Here is a 16,619-nt window from a genome sequence, read left to right as displayed (position 1 = left end):
AGCCTTTATGTCCTTTTCCATCGACCAGTTCCGTCTGGACGGCAAAGTCGCCATCGTCACCGGCGCGGGCGGGCGCGGTAACAGCATCGGTCGCGCCTATGCGACGGGCCTCGCCGCCGCGGGTGCCGCCGTCGTTGTCGCCGACATCAATCTGGCAGGCGCGCAGGCCGTCGCTGACGAAATCATTGCGGCGGGTGGCCGGGCCATTGCCGTCGGGGTCGATATCACCCAGGACGATCAGGTCACCGCGATGGCGGCGGCTGCGCAGAAGGCCTTTGGCGGGGTCGATATATTGGTCAACAACGCCGCGCTGATGCTGGAACTGGGACAGCTGAACGTCGCCGACGTGCCGTTCGATCAATGGGACAAAATCATGGCCGTCAATGTGACCGGCGCGCTGCGTTGTGCGCAGGCGGTCATCCCGTCGATGCGGGCGCGCGGCGGTGGCCGCATCATCAATCAGGTGTCGGGCGGTGCTTTCCCTGCCGTGTCCATCTATGGCGTCAGCAAGCTGGCATTGACCGGCCTCACCACCACCATGGCCAAGCAGTTGGGCCGGGACGGCATCACCGCCAACGCGATCGCGCCGGGCAACGTCACCAGCGAAGCGGGCGCGAAGTTGGTGCCCGAAGGCTCCCCTTTCGCGCAATATCTGGCGATGAGCGTCTGCACCCGCGCCAGTGGCGCACCGGACGAACTGGTCGGCGCGTTGCTGCTGCTCTGTTCGCAGGCCGGCGCCTGGATCACAGGGCAGACGCTGCATGTCGATGGCGGCTGGGTGCTGCGCCCCTAACTGCCGTCGGTGATCAGCGTACCGCCATCGACCACCAGATTATGGCCGGTGACAAAGCCCCCGGCGGGTGACGCCAGAAAGACCGCCGCGCCCGCCACTTCCGCCATCTCGCCGGGGCGGCGCAGCGGGGTCATCTGCATCCGCCGGGCCATGAAGCCTTTATTGGCGAGCAGCGGCGCGGATAATTCCGTGCGGATGAGGCCGGGCGACAGGGCGTTGACGCGCACGGCGCGCGGTCCCCATTCGACCGCTAGGTTGCGCGCGAGTTGCGCCACACCCGCCTTGGCCAGCGCATAGGCGTTGATCGCGCCATTGCCGCGCAGGCCAGAGAGACTGGCGATCAAAATGGCCGATCCCCCGCCCCGCTGCGCGATGTGCGGCAACGCCAAATTGCAAAGCACGACTTGACTGCGCAGGTTGATCGCCATGACACGGGCATAGTCGGCCATGTCGATCGTCGCGAACGGCCCCGCCTGCCCGGTGATGCCCGCATTGCAGACGAGTATGTCGAGACCGCCATGATGCGCGATCGTCCCATCGACCAGCGCTGTGAGTTGGGTATCGTCGGCAACGTCGGCCGGAATCGCCAATGTGCCAAGATCGCGGCCAACCCGTGCGCAATCAGCAGCGTCCTCGCTGGAAATCACCACTTGCGCGCCCTGGGCCTGAAGCGCGCGGGCGATGGCAAGGCCGATGCCGCGCGTCGATCCGGTGACCAGCGCGACTTTGCCGGTGAGGTCGAACAGGCTCAATGCTTGTCCTCAGGCTTATCCTCCGGCAACGGCTGGCCATTGTGGAGATAGGCGGGCGCCTCGATCAGGATGAAGGCGATGCGGCATGGTTTGTCGGTGACATTGCGCCACAGATGGTTGGTGCCGCGCTGGACGATGATGCCACCCTCCCGCACCGTCGACACCCGGCCATCGTCCAGTTCCAGCTCGATTTCGCCCGACATGACGATGCCATAGTCGATGCTGTTGGTGCGGTGCATCGGCGACTGCTTACCGGGCAGCATATCGACGATACGGATCACTGATCCGCGGCTGAGGGTCAGGCCAGCGTCGCGGAGGCGACCGTCGGTTTCGTCATTATTATCCGCCGGGACCGTTTCGGTCGTCCAGAGCAGGAGGAAGGCGGCGTCGCCCGACGGGATCATCTTCGTTGGCGTCACATCTTCCGATTTGAAGACGGCCCGGCCGTCCGCATCATGGCCCGTGACGACGCGCTGAACCGGGGGCAGGCCGGAATCGCTGAGGTCCGTCATGACGATGCTCCTGCATAGGCGACGACCTGCTGGTCGATAATACCGAACGGTGCGCGGCCATCGGCCAGGCGACCTTCCATGCGGACACGATCGCCAAAGCGCATGAAGGCGGTGCGGGCCGCGCCTTCATCGACAATTTCGATCCCGCGCCGCTCAGCGATGCAGGAAGAACCGATCTCGCGAAAATTGGCGTTGGACACGGTGCCGGACCCGATCACCGTGCCCGCTACCAGCGGTCGGGTGCGGGCTGCGTGGGCGACCAGTTCATGGAAGCCAAAGCCCATCGGCTCGCCATTGGCAGCGCCAAAGCGTTCGCCATTCCAATCGACGAGCAGGTCCATGCAAACCCGGCCATCGCGCCACTGGTCGCCCAGTTCGTCCGGCGTCACGGCGAAGGGCGCCATGGTGCAGGGCGGCTTGGCCTGTACCCAGCCGAAGCCGGTTTTCATTTCGGGACCAGCCAAAGCGCGCAGCGACCAGTCGTTGATCTGTACGATGAGGCGGATATGCGCCATCGCCTGGTGGGGCGTCGCGCCCATCGGCACGGCGTCGGTGATGATCCCAAACTCGCCCTCAAAATCGATTCCCAGCGCCTCGTCGGGCATCGGAACATCGTCTGTCGGGCCATAGAAACGGTCGGACACGCCCTGATACATGAGTGGAAGGCCGGTCTTTTCCGGGACGATGCCGAACACCTTGTCCATCAGCGCGCCGTGGCTTTCATAAGCCGAGCCATCGAGCCACTGCCAGGCGCGCGGCAGGGGTGCGGCGAGCGTCGCGGGGTCGATGGCGTTAGGAAAGTCGCTGATCGCGGCCAGCGCGGGCTGTGCGGCGTCCCATTGTTCGATCGCCTGCTGGAGCGTCGCGACCGGAGCATCGGCATAATGATTGCCATCGGGCGATAGCAGGATCAGCCGTCCGTCCCTGCTGCCGTCCCTGCGCGTTGCGAGCCGCATCGTCTCTCCCTCTCAATCTGTGTCGATGCTGGCGATGGGACAGGGCGGCGGCTGCGTCAAAGCGAAATCGTGGATAGCGGGCTTCCACCGTTTCAATTTGATCCACGCCACAGGACGCGGTCTGTGGCGAGATGGATCAGGTCGCCCTGCGCGGAGGCCGTGACAATCGAGAGGATTTGCATGTTCGAGCCATTCCCCGGAAATTATGTCTGGAATCTCGCCACCAATCTGGCGCTGGTGTGCGGCGGCAATCATGGCGAGATTGACGAGGCGAACCGGCCTATCATGGAAGCGGCCAAGGCAGGCGCGGATGCGGGCAGCGCGCTGATGTTCGACAGTTGGATAAAGGTAGCCGATCAGGTCGCGGCCAATGCGGCGGCCGACGAGGCGGCGGGCTTTACCCTGTCGGCGGGAAGCAAATATCTGCGCGCGTCGGGCTATTATCTGGCGGCGGAACGGATGCAGAGCCGCGACTATGCGCCGCGCTGGGCCGCCTATGACCGGGGGCTGGACCTCTATGCCAAGGGCGTGACACTGCGCGGGCTGCATGTCGATTTTGTCGAGATACCCTATGAAGGCAGCGCCTATACCGCGATCTTCGTCCATGACGGATCCGGCACGCCGCGTCCGACTTTGGTATCCGTCAACGGGCTGGATTCCATGAAGGAGCAGGTCAATATGGCGGGCCATGGTGCCGCGAATCTGGAGCGGGGGATCAATACGCTGTTCGTGGATCAGCCCGGAACTGGCGAGGCGCTGCGCAAGCGGGGGTTGACGGCGGTGTTCGATGCCGAGCGCTGGGGATCGCCCGCCTTCGACTATCTGCTGACCCGGCCCGACGTGATTCACGACAGGATCGGGATTTTCGGCCTGTCCTTCGGCGGCTATCATGCGCCGCGCATCGCTGCCAATGATCCGCGCTATGCGCTGTGCGCCGTCATGGGCGCGAACCATGTCTGGGGCCAGCGCCAGCGCGAGCGGGTCGCCAATGAGGGCGAGAACCCGGTGCCGCATTATTGGGATCATGTGATGTGGGTATTCGGCATCGACAATCAGGCCGATTTCCTGACCTATGCCGACCAGATCACGTTGGACGGGCAGATCGAGAAGATCAGGGTGCCCTTCCTGATCACCCATGGCGAAAATGACCGGCAGATCCCGGCGTTCAATGCGCAGCTGAGTTATGATCAGGCGATCAACAGCCCCAAGCGAACTTTGCGGATGTTCACCAAGGCCGATTTCGAGGTCGAACATTGCGGCGCGGACAATGGTACCGGGATGCGCGACTATATCGCCGACTGGTGCGCGCAGACCTTTGCGGAGATGGGGTGATGGCGGATTATCCCGCGCGATGCTGGTATATGGCGGGCTGGGCGGACGATCTGGGCGAACGCGGTTTTACCCGTGAGATCAGGGGGCAGCGACTCCTCTTCTTTCGCACCAGTGAGGGCGTCGCGGCCTTGCTGGATCGCTGCCCCCACCGGTTTGCGCCGCTGTCGATGGGGTCGCGCGATGGCGACCGGGTGGTGTGCGGCTATCATGGGCTGGCCTTCGCGCCCGATGGCCAGTGTGTTCATAATCCATTTGCCGACCGCATTCCCGCTGGGGCGAAGGTGCCGGCGTTTTGCGTGGTCGAACGGGACGGTATCCTGTGGCTATGGGGCGGCGCGCGGGAAGAAGCGGATGAGAACCTGATCCCCGACTTCGCCTTCGTGCCGGATACGCCCACCAGCCGGACGGTGCGCGGCTATACGCTGATGCAGGCCCATTATGAATATGGCACCGACAATCTGATGGACCTCAGCCATATCGAGTTCGTCCACAAGGGGACGTTTGCGGGCCAGGGGGTGATCTTTGCCGGGCAGCATAAGGTGCGGCTGGAGGGGGCGACGCTCCATTCGGACTGGTGGATGCCGGGCATCGCCCCACCCTCGGTCGCGCGGGGGCATGTGCCTGATGGCGCGCTGGTCGATCATTGGCTGGAGATGCGCTGGAATGCGCCCGCCTCCATGCGGCTGATGGTCGGCGTCTGCCCGCATGGCGCGGCGCGGGAGACGGGTTTTGAGGTGCCGCAGGCGCATATCCTCACCCCGGCCAACGATCATCAGACCCATTATTTCTGGTCCTCCACCCGCTATGATGCGCTGGAGTCGGCGGAAGTGGATGCAGCGTTGCTGACGCTGTTTGGCGAGGCGTTCGATCAGGAGGACAAGCCGATGATCGAGGCGGCCTATGCCAATGTCGGCAGCGGCGGCTTCTGGGCGGAAAAGCCCCTGTCTCTGGGGATAGACCAGGGCGGGACACGGGCGCGCCGCCTGATCGAGGCGATGATCGCGCGGGAGATCCACTGATGGCGGATTTCACCTTCCACCATGGCGGGGTGAGTGTTCCCAATCTGGACGAGGCGATCGACTGGTATGGCCGGATGCTGGGATTTGCGGTGGAAAAACGCTTCTACATCGAAGCCGCACGATCCCATGCGGCGATGGTGCGCAAGGGCGCGTTGCGTTTTGAGCTGTTCGAGGTGGAAGGTGCTGCACCGCTGCCCGACGAACGGCGGCATCCGCCGTCGGACATCAAGACGCATGGCAACAAGCATGTCGCCTTTCGGGTCGATGATCTGGAGGCGTTTCTGGTCGAGATGGGAGGCAAGGGGGCCGACATCGCCTTTGTCGTGCGCGAGGCGTTCGGCAAGGGATGTTTCCTGCGCGATTGCGCAGGCAATCTGATCGAATTTGTCGAGGAAGAGGCGGCCTGAAAAATAGGGTTTCGGGCGCTTAACTTCGCATATTTCCCGGTAAATGCGACATTATCGTGCGTCATAGAGACATTTTGTGTCGCGAAACTTCGCTAACTTCGCCCATATCGTCTATGTGAATTCAGGCATGACAGGAGGGACGACAGCGGCACGATGCGCTGTCGGGGATGGTGAGCGGACGATGGGAAGGAGCCATTGCCGAGCCTAGCAGAATCGGGGCGTGTAGGACAGGATGAGGGATGGGCGTGCTGCAGGAACCAGCGTCGATCCCCCTCTTCCAACTTCGCCTAACCCGCTGCGCGGGTAAGGCTGCGTATCCTTCTCCCCGCCGGGGAGAAGGTCTTTCCTCAGATCGCGTGTTCGTCCGCCTCGGTGATGTCGGCCAGCTTGCCCTCTACCGGGCGCTTGCCGGGGCTGGTCCTGCGATAGGGTTCAAAGCTGGCGCGGTCGGCGTCGAATGCCATGTCCCAGGGGATATTGTCGCCGCGGAAGATAGGCGGCGCGTTGTTCGACCAGAGCAGGGAGCCGAAGCGGAAATCCCAGGCGCGCGGCACCCAGTTGTCGTCGAGATAATCGGTATCGGCGTGATATTCCGCCTCCCCCGCCTTGCCCGGCATGTCGCAATAATAATAGATGGCGGATGAAATGCGGTGGCGCGAAATGCCGCCGGAGCTGTTCATGGACTGGTTCTTCCAGCCCCTTGCCTCCATGATGTTCGCGCCCAGCATCACTTCATCGATATCGTCGCACCCAAAGGCGATGTGCATGAATTTGAAATGGTCGGGCGCGATCGGCAGGTCGCAATTGACCCAGAAGATCGCATGATGTTCGAACGTGCCGGGCGCGCGGGCGAAAATGCCGGTCCCCTTGCTATGATCGACATAGCGGAAGCCCATGTGGCGCTCGTAAAATTCAAAGCTGCCGACATAGTCGGGCGAGAAAAAGACGACATGGTTGATCGTCTTGGGAATGGCTTTGCGCCGCCAGATGCGATGCTGGTTGAAGCGCGGATAGGAGGCCGGTGTGTTGACCGGGCTGGCTTCGCTGACCACCGGGCGCTTGGCCCAGACGCGCAGGGCGATGGGCTGGCCATCGGGGCAGGTGCAATGGATGGTGCCATCATCGTCGCGACGCACCGCGACTTCGGTGGCGAGGCTGGTGGCGATCCGATCCAGCGCGTCGGGGCTTTCCACGCCCCAGACGGTTTCCTTGAGGCCATCGCCGGGGAAAGGATCGGGCGAGGGCAGGCGCGCGTCGCCATGGCGGTAGAGGATGACGCGCGAACCGGAGGCGAGGCGGAAGATGGTTTCATGCTCATCCGCCTGTTCCAGCGGCAGGCCGAAATCGGTCCAGAAACGGGTATGTTCGCTCAAGTCTGCGACCCCGAAAATCGCGCTCTCAACGCCCAAAATGCTCATGCATGACTCCTCATCCTGGGCGTCATCATGGCGGCGGGGGGGACGGCGCGGAAACGCATTTCATGGGAGGCTGCTATCGGTGGGGCGGATAGGTGGGGGATGTTGCGCGCGCTGCTTTTGTCGATGGCCCCCACCCCAACCCCTCCCCTGACGGGGAGGGGCTATTATGGCTCCTACCCCCGGCGGAACAGCATTGTCAGCAGGAACAGGATGGTGCGCGCGTCCAGCAGTTTGAGCGCCGCGCGCGCTTCGGCGGGGGTGAGTTTGGCGACCATGGGCATCGCGCCGAAAATCTTGCCGCGGATGATCAGCGCATTGCCGTCGCGCTCGATCTTGCGGACCGTCATCAACTCCTTGTCCTGCGCGTCGAGGATTTTCATGACCGGCTGTTTCTGGTTCGTCATTGCACGGCTCCTGCGCAGACCTTGTCATAATCAATGCCCATATCGTCCATCATCTGGATCGCGGTGGCGCGGCCCGCGCCGAACACGCCGCCGCCCGGATGCATGAAGGGGCCGACGAGATAGAGGCTCTCAATCCCCGGCACGCGGAAATGGCCAAGGTCTGGCGTGGGGCGATGGCCGACCGTCTGGTACATGAAAGGCGCGCAGCCATGGATGTCGCCCTTGACGAAGCTGGCCGGGCTGTCGCGTTCATGGTCCAGGGGCGAACGGACCAGCGATCCGATGATATTGTCCTCGTCCAGATTGCTGTAGAACAGGCGATATTGCGCCAAGCTTTCCTGCGCGACCTGCTCCTTCACCCGGTCCCAGGCCGCCGGGCCGCCATCATGCAGATCATAGGGCGCGAATGTCACGCCGTAGAATATGCCGCCGCCCGCTGGCGCGCGGCTGGGGTCGTTGGACGTGTTGTCGCCGCCTGCGATCAGGCGGCGCGGTGGCACCACGCCCCGGCGCAGATGGTCGTAATCGAGCAGCATGTCGCGCATCGTGTGGGTCTGGAGCAGTTCGGTCATCACGCCGCCCTCCCCTTCGGCCCAGCGCAGCTTCGCCTTTTCCTTCAAGGCCATGTGCAGCAGATTGATCGAGAAAGTGGAGGGCGTGACCCGCTCGGCGCGTTGCAGCACCGGTTCGGGGGTTTCGCTTACGAAGCGGCGCAGGACATGGGGATGGATCGCGCCGATGACGCCATCCTTCGCCATGATCGTTTCGCCATCGGTCAGTTCCAGGCCTGTCGCCTTGCCCGACGAGACGATGACGCGCTTCACCTCCGCATTGCAGCGCACTTCGCCGCCCATATGTTCGATCGCACGGACCAGCGCTTTGCTCAATTCGCCGGAACCACCCTTGGGCATCGACACGCCATAGGTGTGGATGATGCCGGGCATCAGTAGCGCGCCCATGCCGGTACCCAGTTCGTCGGGCATCTGGAGGTTTTCGGTGACGAGCCGGACGATATGGATTTTGAGCCGGTCGCTCTCAAAATATTGGTTCACCACATCGAGCGCGGAGCGTTGCATCACATCGAGCAGGAAACGCCCTTCGTCCGACTGGTCCATCATCGCGACGAAGGCACCCATCGGGAAGGGCGGCGCGTAAAGGCCGCCCATGAACATCGGCAGCACGCTTTGGCTGATCTCGACAAACTTGCGATAGGCGTCGGCATCGCGCGGGCTGTACTGCGCGATTTCCTGACAGGTGCGGTCGAGATCCTTCCAGCTGCGCATCACGGTGCCATCGTCCCAGATGCTGACATGGGGCAGTTCGGGATAGATATAGTCGAGGCCGAATTTGCCGATCAGACCCAATTCATCCTCGCGGATCATCGGGTTGCCCTGAATCATGATGTGAACATTGCTATGTTCGTCATGCCAATAGCCTGGCGTGATGAGTTCGCGGGTGGAGACGCCGCCGCCGAAATGGGGCTTGCGTTCGAGGACCAGAACCTTCTTGCCCGCCTTGGCCATATAGGCGGCGGCGGTCAGGCCATTATGGCCCGCGCCCATGACGACGATGTCGTACTTGCTCATTGATGCTCTCCAAAGAAGGCGCGGAACCGGGCGATGCCGGGAACGTGCGACGCGCAGCCGCCATCGGCGACGATCAATTGCCCGGTGATGTTGCGGGCGGCGTCGGAGGCGAGGAAGGCGGCGACCTGAGCAATGTCGTCAGGGTCACCGAGCTGGTCGCGCAGGGTTTCAGCTTCCACGGCTTCGCGCAAGGTTGGCGGAAAGGCAGCGCGCAGCGCGGGCGTCATCGTCATGCCGGGCGCGACCGCGTTGCAGCGTATGCCGTCGGGTCCGTGACTGGCGGCGATCGAGCGGGTCAACTGGATGATCGCCGCCTTGGACGAGCTATAGGCCGCCTGGATCATATGGCCCTGCAACGCCAGATTGCTGACGGTGTTGACGATATTGCCGCGCGTGGCGCGCAAATAAGGGAGCGCGGCGCGGCAGGCGACCATGGTGCCGCGCACATTGACGGCATAGGTGCGGTCCCACAAAGCCGTGTCCATATGCTCGACATTGCCATCCTGCTGCGCGATGTCGGGGCCGAGCAAAGCGGCATTATTGTGGAGAATGTCGAGGCGTCCGAAATGGGCCATGGTGGTGGCGATCATCGCTTGCGTGGAGGTTTCGCTTTCCAGGTCGAGTGCGATGGCCAGCGCGTCGGGCAGGGTCGCGGCCAGCGCCTGCGCTGCCTCGAACGCGAGGTCGGCGATGGCCACGCGCGCGCCGCGCGCTGCCATCAGTTGCGCAGTGGCCGCGCCGATCCCGCCCGCGCCGCCAGTGATGATCGCCACGTTGCCGTCCAGTCGGATCGCGTCGGTTTGCATCGCCCTCTCCTCTCTTGCTCTTGTCGTCCGGCACCATAAGGTGGGCGGCAGAGGGGAAAAGACGGCACTTTTTTGTGCCTTCGATTTTGTGGGGCCGATGCAGGATTTTGATGATTTCGATGCCGGTTGCCGGGCCGGGCTGATCGCGCTGGCGGACGAGATGGCGCAGCATGGGGCGGCGCGCGACGCGCCCGTTCGCACCATATTCGGACTGCTGGGGGATCGCTGGTCGATGCTGATCCTGCTGCTGCTGGGAATCGCGCCGTTTCGCCATGCCGAATTGCGGCGGCTATTGATCCGGCTAAGCGCGGAGGGCGGGATTTCGCAGCGGGTGCTGACGCTCAAGCTGCGGCTGCTGGAGCGCAACGGGCTGGTCGCGCGCTCAGTCAGCGCCGATGTGCCGCCCAAGGTGGGTTATGCGCTGACGGACCTGGGCGGTGAGCTGGTGGAGGAAGCGCGGCGGTTGCTCGGTTGGGTGCAGGGCAGCGGCGCGCGGATCGAGGCGGCGCGGGTAGCGTTCGACGCGGGGGAGGATTAACGCATGATCCGTTCGTTTCGAGCGAAGTCGAGAAACCTGCGCGCTGCGTTTCTCGACTTCGCTCGAAACGAACGGGGATAGATGCTTAGCTCGCGTTGCGTCCCGCCGCGGCGGTGTCGCTCTGGAACTGGGCCGACAGAGCCTGATGCGATGCGTCCTTCTGACGAATTTCGTCGAGCGAGACGATACGCGCATCCGCGATTGGGCCGACTGGCGCTCTGGCGGCGGTGCCCAGCCGTTCAACGATCCAGCGAATGGCGGGATCATTATTGCTGCTGATATGCCACTGGATCATTTCGCGGATCGACGGGATTTCAAGCGGTGCCTCCCTTATAGTCAACGGCAAATATTCGGCCATCTTGCTGGCCAGTCGCCGGTGCAGGGTGGCGATGCGGTTGGAACCGATGACAAGGCCGGGCAGCGACATGAAGCTGGGCGCGATGATCTCGATCCGGCGGGCGCGCTTCTGACGGCGGACGAACCAGTCCTCAAATGCCGACACACGCCCGCGTCCGAAACGCGCGGTGACATGGCCCAGATCGAAATACAGCTCCTTGGTCATCGGCCCGGCCATGGCGGGATTGCCGTTCCAGCCGACGACGACATAGTCATCCTCGAACAATATCTGGCTGGGGTGGTCGGCCGAGATCGCATAGTCGATGGTGATGAGCATATCGACAAAGCCGCGTTCCAGCGTTTCGGTGAGCGCTTCGGTGAGCGGCTGAATCTCGAACCGCATGTTGGGGGCCAGCTGGTGCAGGTCTGTAAAGGCGGTGGTGAGCAAGACTTCGGTGACATAGTCCGACGCCATCAGGCGGATGGTGCGGTCGCAGGTTGCCGGGTCGAAGGGCGGCGGGACCGCGATGGTCGAGCGGATTTGCTCCAGCACCGCACGGACCGGCTCGACCAGTCCTTCGGCGCGGGCGGTCAGCACCATCTGACGCCCCTTTTGCACCAGCAGTTCGTCAGCGAAATAATCGCGCAGCCGTCCCAAGGCAGAGGATGTCGCCGATTGCGACAGGCAGATGCGATCCGCCGCCAGGCTGACGCTGCGTTCGCTGAGCAGCGCGTCGAGCGCCACCAGCAGGTTAAGGTCCAGCCTGTCGAAGCGCATGTCCGTCTCCCGCTCAGCCTGCCGCTATCACCGACAATGCATTGGCGACCAGTGTAGCAGGGTCGCCGTCATGGGCAAAGCCCGCGCGCTCGGCGGCTGGCGTGGCGAGCGGGGGATTGGCGCCGAATGCGGCCTCCAGCGCGGGGTCCGGGCGATAGCTGACAAGATCGGTCGAGACGCCGCACTGGCGGGCGATTTCGGTGGCGAGAGCGTCCATGGCGATGCGCTGGGCGGGCAGGGTCACGACGCGGGTGGCGGGCATCAGCGCGGCGTCCATCGTCAGCGCGTGGAGCAGATTGTCGGCGCAGCGCGCGACCGACTGCGCCCAGATGGTCGCGCCCTGCGATACGGGGCAGACGAACGGTTCATTGGCGCGCAGGGCGTGGAACAGGTCGCTCATGAAAGCGGATTTCATGCCCGACGGTCCCTTGGGCCGGGCGAGGATGCCGGGCAGGCGGACGCTGATCCCCTCTATCTCGCCACGATGGTGCATCATGGCGACGGCGATCTCCATCATCGCCTTGTGCCCGCCATAGATCATGCGCGGGGCAAGCGGGGTCTGATCGTCCACGCCCGATGCTGGCAGCGGGTCGCCGAATACTGCGATCGAGCTGGCATAGACGATGCGGGGGCGGTTGCCCGCTGCCTTGGCTTCGTCCAGCAGGTCGTACATCGCGTCGATATTGATCCGGCGGGAGGCGGCAGGATCGGCTTCCGCCGCGCCGCCCGGAACGGTCGCGAGATGGACGATCGCGCTGCATCCGTCGCGCAGGGCGTCGGCGCGGACGGCAGGCGACGCGATGTCGCCCGCGACCGCGCGCGCGCCCGCGGGGATGCCGCCCGCCCTGCTGTCCATGCCCACGACATCATGGCCCGCCGCCAGCAGCCGTTGCACCAGTTGCCGCCCGACAAAACCGCCCGCGCCCGTCACGATGATGGTCATCACTCAATACCTGTCTGCATAATGGTCCCGCACATCTTCGCTATAGCTGCCGAGCGGATAGGACAGCATCTGCGCGTTCCAGCTGTCCCATTGCAACCGCATCGCCTTGAGCCGCGCAGGATCGTCGGCGGCCAGATCGGCGCGTTCGCGTTCGTCCTGGGCCAGGTTGAACAGATGTTCCTTGCCGCCGAGTTTGAGATATTTCCAGTCGCCCTGCCGCAGCGCCGCCTGTCCGTTCGCCTTGAACCGCCAGTAGAGACTGCGATCGACCGGCGCGGCCTTGCCCGTCAGCTGGGCGGACAGATCCATGCCGTCGAACGTCCCGGCTTTGCCGACAGTGCCGCCCGCCATCGTGAGCAAGGTCGGCAGGAAATCCATCGAGATCATCACCTGGTCACTGGTCGATCCGGGCGCTATCCGCCCCGGCCAGCGCGCCAGCAGCGGTACGCGGATACCGCCTTCCAACAGTTCGCCCTTCACCCCGGTAAAGGGCCAGGTTTCGGAAAAGCGCTCACCGCCATTGTCACTGGTGAAGAGGATGATCGTGTTGTCGGCCTTGCCGCTGCGATCCAGCGCCGCCAGCAATTTGGCGACATTCTGGTCCATCGCCTCGACCATTGCCTTATATTTGGCGAGGCTGCCGCCATTATAATGGAAGGATGCGCCAAGGGTCGGCGCGACCGCAGCATCCTCCCGCCCCTCCCACGGCCAGTGCGGCGCGTTGAAATGGAGGCTGAGGAAGAAGGGCGTGTCACCGGGTGCTTCGATGGTTTTGACCGCTTCATCGCCGAACAGGTCGGTCAGATAGCCGTTGCGTTCGATCGGCGTATCGCCCTGCGCCAGACCGATGCCGACATCCTTGCCGCCCATTACCATATGGTGGCGGAAATAGTCGGCCGCGCCCTCGATAATGCCGAAAAATTCGTCATAGCCGTGATGGAGTGGGCTATGTTTGGGCGGCTCGCCCAGATGCCATTTGCCCACCAGCCTGGTGCGATAGCCCTGCGCGCGCAGCACCGATGCGATGGTCGGCCGGTCGAGCGGCACCCCGATCCCCGCGGGCGCACCCGGACCCAGCGGCTCCTCCACCCCGATCGGGAAGCGATATTGATAGCAGCCGGTCAGCAAGGCCGTGCGGGTCGGCGAACAGATGGCACTGTTGGCATAGCCCTGCCGCAGCATGATGCCCTGCGCGCCGATACTGTCGATCGCGGGCGTCCTGATATGGTGCGACCGGGTGCAGGACAGATCAGCATAGCCCAGATCATCAGCCATGATGAAAATGATGTTGGGCCGTGCCGCCTTGGGCGCAGCCCCCTGCCCTTCGCCCGTAACGGCCAGCGCACCCAGCGCACCCGCACCGCCCATGAAAGAGCGTCGATCGACCTGCATTATATCTCCTCTCCTGTCGGGGGCGGTGCGACCCGCTCCGCCCCCTTATCTATGCGCTCAGAAATTCGCCGACAAACGCAGGCCATAGGTGCGCGGCGCGGTGAAGCGGGCGACGGCCATGCCAATCGGCGAGCGCTGGGGCGAGGAGATGCGGCGTTCATTTTCCAGATTGTTGATGAAGCCGCCGATCGACCAGCCGCTGTCCGCCGCACGCAGCGTCAGGGTCAGGTCCGTCTGCCAGTAAGCCGGGATCCGTTCGAAATCGAGATATTCAAACGCGCCCCACTGGCTGGCGCGCCAGGCGGTGGCAATGTTGCCGACCAGTTCCAGCGTGTCGCCAAGCGGCACCACTTGTTCCGCGCCCAGATTGACCGTCCATTTGGGCGAGAAGAGCAAAGGGTTGCCCGAACAGTTGAAATCCTTGACCGGCGCGCCGCCTGCCGTCCCGCCGGTGAGGGTGAAGGGGCAGGCGATATTGTCGCGCGGCGATGCGGTGAAGAGGTGCAGATCGTCATAGGTGGCTTTGAGATATTGCACCTTGGCGTTCAGCGTCGTCGTCGGCGTCGCCTTGACAGTCGCGTCCACGTCGAAACCCTTGATCGTCGCCTTGCCCGCATTTTCGCTGGAGTTGATCAGCGTGCCGCTGGTATCGACCGTGAAATAGGTGATCTGCTGGTCCTTATACTTCCAGTAGAACCCCTCCACATTCAACTGCACCCGATTGTCGAAAAAGCGGTTCTTCGACCCGATGGTATAGGCGGTGATGAATTCCGGGTCATAGTGCGACTTGCCCTCGGCCAGCTGGAAGCCACCGGCGCGATAACCGGTTTCGACCGTGGCGTAGAGCAGGTTTTGCGGACCCAGATCAAATTCCGCCGACGCCTTCCACGTCACCCGCGAATAGGTGCCGCTGTCGACCACGGGGTTGTAGGTTTTAAGGATTGTCCCCCGGCCATTGAGCAGAGGAAATACCTGCGGGTTCGCCTGATCCGTGCTGCCGGGCGCGATCCAGCCATTGGTCGCCAGCCAGTTGACCGTGTCGCCGGTGGTCAGGAAATTGGGATAGCGCGGCAGCGCGTTGGGCGCGGCGCAACCATTGGCGAAGGAGGCGGGCGGGGTAATGTTGGCCGGTGGCAGGCCACCGCAGAAGGTGATGAAATTGTTGATGATGCCGTCCATCGCCTTCTTGTCACGGGTGTAGCGCGCGCCACCAACCAGGCGGAAGCGATCGGTGACATTGGCGGTCAACTGCCCGAAGGCGGCCCAGCTCTTGGTCTTGTGGGTGTAGGACTGGATCGGCAGGACGAATTCCTGATTATATTCGTTGTTCGCCTTGATCGTTTCGTCGAAATAAAAGCCGCCCAGCACATAATCGACCATGCCGACCGCGCCGGCCAGCCGTGCTTCCAGGCTGAACTGGGTGTCGGTTTCCCTGGTATAGGCGGTGTTGAAGGCCGGGCCATAGAAGAAGCTGTCGCCCTTCGACTTGCGATAGGCCGGGATCAGCGTGAAGGTGCCGAGATCGGTTTTCCAGTTCAGTTCCGCATTGACGCCCCAATAGGTGAAATCAACCGACTGCTGCTGGTTCATCCCATTAAGGAAGCCAAAGCCCGGCGCGCCCAGCAACGTCCGGCGATAGGCGTTGGCTGCCGCTGTACCCAAACCTTCGGATTCGTCGAACGGGCTGGGGGTGAAGGTAAAGCCAGCCGGTCCCGGCGTGAACGCGCCGAGATAGCTGTTGCCCGGCCCCACGCCGCCCACCTTCGTCCAGTCGGCGGCAAGGCGCAGATTGACCGTGTCGCTCGGTTCGATCAGGAACTGCGCGCGCAGGCCGCTGCGGTCGAGATCATCACTGCCGTCGCGGTTGAGACCATCGCGCACCTGCCGCGTCGCGGCGACGCGAAGCGCGCTATTGTCGCTGGTCGCCAGGTTCACATAGCCATCGACATTGACCGCGTCATAATTGCCAAAGGACAGGTTGAAGCCGCCGCCATTCTTGCCCAGTTCGGGCCGCGCCGGGATGATGTTGACTGCGCCGCCCGTGGCATTGCGACCGTAAAGGATGCCCTGCGGACCCTTCAGCACCTCGACACGGGCGAGATCGTAAAAGGCCGCGCCGAACGCGCCCGCCGCGCGCGCCAGCACGACGCCGTCATAGCTGGGCGTGACGGCCGGATCATTATAGCTGCTGGTGGTGACGTTGCCGACGCCGCGCAGGAAGATCGACGTGTTCGACCCGCCGCCATTGGCGATGCTGATGGCGGGGACCGTCTTGGTAATGTCCTCGGCGCGGGTGATACCTTGCTGGACAAGGTCGCTGCCGGCGACCGCGTCGAGCGCGATTGCGGCCTTTTGCGCGCTTTCGGACTTGCGCTGGGCGGTGACGACGATTTCGTCGAGACCGGAGGCGGCCTGCTCCGCGCTCTGGGCGACGGCCTGGCCGGGCATGGCCGCCATCAATCCGATAAAGGCGGTGGTGGCGAACAAGGTGCAACGCATAAGACTCTCCCTGGATGGTTTTGATTTTGGTCAATTCTGGTCATCGACAGGGGGGAATGTCACATTGATATTGTCCATGGCACCTATCTGCGCGCAAGGACGATGGCGAAACGATGGGCGTGCATCCTGCTATCCAAGTCCCCGATAG

16 protein-coding genes are annotated in these 16,619 nt (G+C 63.5%); 5 read left to right on the top strand and 11 right to left on the bottom strand.

The window, feature by feature from the left end:
- The first annotated feature begins 7 nt into the window (after positions 1 to 7).
- Positions 8 to 793 carry an SDR family oxidoreductase gene (locus tag Q0D44_RS09080; RefSeq protein WP_294135553.1) on the top strand — a complete coding sequence of 262 codons (786 nt, stop codon included), beginning with the start codon at positions 8 to 10 and terminating at the stop codon, positions 791 to 793.
- On the opposite strand, the gene Q0D44_RS09075 is transcribed toward Q0D44_RS09080, so the two are convergent.
- Genes Q0D44_RS09075 through Q0D44_RS09065 form a run of 3 tightly spaced genes read right to left on the bottom strand, consistent with a single transcriptional unit; the run spans position 790 to position 3,013 of the window.
- On the bottom strand, positions 790 to 1,545 hold the full coding sequence (locus tag Q0D44_RS09075) for an SDR family oxidoreductase (protein ID WP_294135551.1): 756 nt from the start codon (positions 1,543 to 1,545) through the stop codon (positions 790 to 792). The genes Q0D44_RS09080 and Q0D44_RS09075 overlap by 4 nt on opposite strands.
- Positions 1,542 to 2,057 (bottom strand): cupin domain-containing protein, encoded by a 516-nt coding sequence (locus Q0D44_RS09070; RefSeq protein WP_294135548.1) that lies wholly within the window; start codon positions 2,055 to 2,057, stop codon positions 1,542 to 1,544. The genes Q0D44_RS09075 and Q0D44_RS09070 overlap by 4 nt, the downstream gene beginning before the upstream one ends.
- Positions 2,054 to 3,013, bottom strand: coding sequence for a fumarylacetoacetate hydrolase family protein (locus tag Q0D44_RS09065; RefSeq protein ID WP_294135546.1), 960 nt, complete (start codon positions 3,011 to 3,013; stop codon positions 2,054 to 2,056). The genes Q0D44_RS09070 and Q0D44_RS09065 overlap by 4 nt, the downstream gene beginning before the upstream one ends.
- Before the next feature lie 180 nt (positions 3,014 to 3,193).
- On the opposite strand from Q0D44_RS09065, the gene Q0D44_RS09060 reads away from it, so the two are divergent.
- From Q0D44_RS09060 to Q0D44_RS09050, 3 genes are read left to right on the top strand one after another with little or no spacing between them, the layout of a single operon-like run.
- Entirely contained in the window at positions 3,194 to 4,345 is a 1,152-nt protein-coding gene (locus Q0D44_RS09060) for an alpha/beta hydrolase (RefSeq protein WP_294135544.1), read from the top strand.
- Positions 4,345 to 5,364, top strand: a complete 1,020-nt coding sequence (locus Q0D44_RS09055; protein WP_294135542.1) for an aromatic ring-hydroxylating dioxygenase subunit alpha — start codon at positions 4,345 to 4,347, stop codon at positions 5,362 to 5,364. Before Q0D44_RS09060 ends, Q0D44_RS09055 begins: the two co-directional genes overlap by 1 nt.
- Positions 5,364 to 5,771 carry a VOC family protein gene (locus tag Q0D44_RS09050; RefSeq protein ID WP_294135540.1) on the top strand — a complete coding sequence of 136 codons (408 nt, stop codon included), beginning with the start codon at positions 5,364 to 5,366 and terminating at the stop codon, positions 5,769 to 5,771. Before Q0D44_RS09055 ends, Q0D44_RS09050 begins: the two co-directional genes overlap by 1 nt.
- 347 nt (positions 5,772 to 6,118) lie before the next feature.
- Here the strand turns inward: Q0D44_RS09050 and Q0D44_RS09045 are convergent, their stop codons facing one another.
- The 4 genes from Q0D44_RS09045 to Q0D44_RS09030 all read right to left on the bottom strand — a co-directional run bounded on the left by Q0D44_RS09045 (position 6,119) and on the right by Q0D44_RS09030 (position 9,985).
- On the bottom strand, positions 6,119 to 7,189 hold the full coding sequence (locus Q0D44_RS09045; protein ID WP_294135538.1) for a VOC family protein: 1,071 nt from the start codon (positions 7,187 to 7,189) through the stop codon (positions 6,119 to 6,121).
- A gap of 173 nt (positions 7,190 to 7,362) precedes the next feature.
- Positions 7,363 to 7,593, bottom strand: a complete 231-nt coding sequence (locus Q0D44_RS09040; protein WP_294135536.1) for a hypothetical protein — start codon at positions 7,591 to 7,593, stop codon at positions 7,363 to 7,365.
- Positions 7,590 to 9,179 carry an NAD(P)/FAD-dependent oxidoreductase gene (locus tag Q0D44_RS09035; protein WP_294135534.1) on the bottom strand — a complete coding sequence of 530 codons (1,590 nt, stop codon included), beginning with the start codon at positions 9,177 to 9,179 and terminating at the stop codon, positions 7,590 to 7,592. Before Q0D44_RS09035 ends, Q0D44_RS09040 begins: the two co-directional genes overlap by 4 nt.
- Complete coding sequence (locus tag Q0D44_RS09030; RefSeq protein WP_294135533.1) at positions 9,176 to 9,985, bottom strand: SDR family oxidoreductase; 810 nt, start codon at positions 9,983 to 9,985, stop codon at positions 9,176 to 9,178. Before Q0D44_RS09030 ends, Q0D44_RS09035 begins: the two co-directional genes overlap by 4 nt.
- 97 nt (positions 9,986 to 10,082) lie before the next feature.
- On the opposite strand from Q0D44_RS09030, the gene Q0D44_RS09025 reads away from it, so the two are divergent.
- A complete protein-coding gene (locus Q0D44_RS09025; RefSeq protein WP_294135531.1) occupies positions 10,083 to 10,523 on the top strand; it encodes a helix-turn-helix domain-containing protein in 441 nt (146 codons plus the stop codon).
- A gap of 85 nt (positions 10,524 to 10,608) precedes the next feature.
- Here the strand turns inward: Q0D44_RS09025 and Q0D44_RS09020 are convergent, their stop codons facing one another.
- From Q0D44_RS09020 to Q0D44_RS09005, 4 genes are read right to left on the bottom strand one after another with little or no spacing between them, the layout of a single operon-like run.
- Positions 10,609 to 11,637, bottom strand: a complete 1,029-nt coding sequence (locus Q0D44_RS09020; protein WP_294135529.1) for a LysR family transcriptional regulator — start codon at positions 11,635 to 11,637, stop codon at positions 10,609 to 10,611.
- Between the two features lie 13 nt (positions 11,638 to 11,650).
- Positions 11,651 to 12,580 carry an NAD-dependent epimerase/dehydratase family protein gene (locus tag Q0D44_RS09015; RefSeq protein WP_294135753.1) on the bottom strand — a complete coding sequence of 310 codons (930 nt, stop codon included), beginning with the start codon at positions 12,578 to 12,580 and terminating at the stop codon, positions 11,651 to 11,653.
- A gap of 3 nt (positions 12,581 to 12,583) precedes the next feature.
- Positions 12,584 to 13,972 (bottom strand): sulfatase-like hydrolase/transferase, encoded by a 1,389-nt coding sequence (locus Q0D44_RS09010; RefSeq protein ID WP_294135526.1) that lies wholly within the window; start codon positions 13,970 to 13,972, stop codon positions 12,584 to 12,586.
- A gap of 57 nt (positions 13,973 to 14,029) precedes the next feature.
- Entirely contained in the window at positions 14,030 to 16,471 is a 2,442-nt protein-coding gene (locus tag Q0D44_RS09005; RefSeq protein WP_294135525.1) for a TonB-dependent receptor, read from the bottom strand.
- Positions 16,472 to 16,619: the final 148 nt, after the last annotated feature.

This window comes from Sphingobium sp. (assembly GCA_023266575.1).
Taxonomy (GTDB): domain Bacteria; phylum Pseudomonadota; class Alphaproteobacteria; order Sphingomonadales; family Sphingomonadaceae; genus Sphingobium.
This window is presented reverse-complemented; position numbering and strand designations above follow the sequence as displayed.

Excerpts from the sequence above, each read along its gene's own strand:
- Q0D44_RS09055 (WP_294135542.1), top strand. The coding sequence starts at position 4,345 with ATGGCGGATTATCCCGCGCGATGCTGGTATATGGCGGGCTGGGCGGAC.
- Q0D44_RS09080 (WP_294135553.1), top strand. The coding sequence starts at position 8 with ATGTCCTTTTCCATCGACCAGTTCCGTCTGGACGGCAAAGTCGCCATC.
- Q0D44_RS09060 (WP_294135544.1), top strand. The coding sequence starts at position 3,194 with ATGTTCGAGCCATTCCCCGGAAATTATGTCTGGAATCTCGCCACCAAT.
- Q0D44_RS09065 (WP_294135546.1), bottom strand. The coding sequence starts at position 3,013 with ATGCGGCTCGCAACGCGCAGGGACGGCAGCAGGGACGGACGGCTGATC.
- Q0D44_RS09035 (WP_294135534.1), bottom strand. The coding sequence starts at position 9,179 with ATGAGCAAGTACGACATCGTCGTCATGGGCGCGGGCCATAATGGCCTG.
- Q0D44_RS09025 (WP_294135531.1), top strand. The coding sequence starts at position 10,083 with ATGCAGGATTTTGATGATTTCGATGCCGGTTGCCGGGCCGGGCTGATC.
- Q0D44_RS09005 (WP_294135525.1), bottom strand. The coding sequence starts at position 16,471 with ATGCGTTGCACCTTGTTCGCCACCACCGCCTTTATCGGATTGATGGCG.
- Q0D44_RS09010 (WP_294135526.1), bottom strand. The coding sequence starts at position 13,972 with ATGCAGGTCGATCGACGCTCTTTCATGGGCGGTGCGGGTGCGCTGGGT.
- Q0D44_RS09040 (WP_294135536.1), bottom strand. The coding sequence starts at position 7,593 with ATGACGAACCAGAAACAGCCGGTCATGAAAATCCTCGACGCGCAGGAC.
- Q0D44_RS09020 (WP_294135529.1), bottom strand. The coding sequence starts at position 11,637 with ATGCGCTTCGACAGGCTGGACCTTAACCTGCTGGTGGCGCTCGACGCG.
- Q0D44_RS09015 (WP_294135753.1), bottom strand. The coding sequence starts at position 12,580 with ATGACCATCATCGTGACGGGCGCGGGCGGTTTTGTCGGGCGGCAACTG.
- Q0D44_RS09050 (WP_294135540.1), top strand. The coding sequence starts at position 5,364 with ATGGCGGATTTCACCTTCCACCATGGCGGGGTGAGTGTTCCCAATCTG.
- Q0D44_RS09045 (WP_294135538.1), bottom strand. The coding sequence starts at position 7,189 with ATGAGCATTTTGGGCGTTGAGAGCGCGATTTTCGGGGTCGCAGACTTG.
- Q0D44_RS09070 (WP_294135548.1), bottom strand. The coding sequence starts at position 2,057 with ATGACGGACCTCAGCGATTCCGGCCTGCCCCCGGTTCAGCGCGTCGTC.
- Q0D44_RS09030 (WP_294135533.1), bottom strand. The coding sequence starts at position 9,985 with ATGCAAACCGACGCGATCCGACTGGACGGCAACGTGGCGATCATCACT.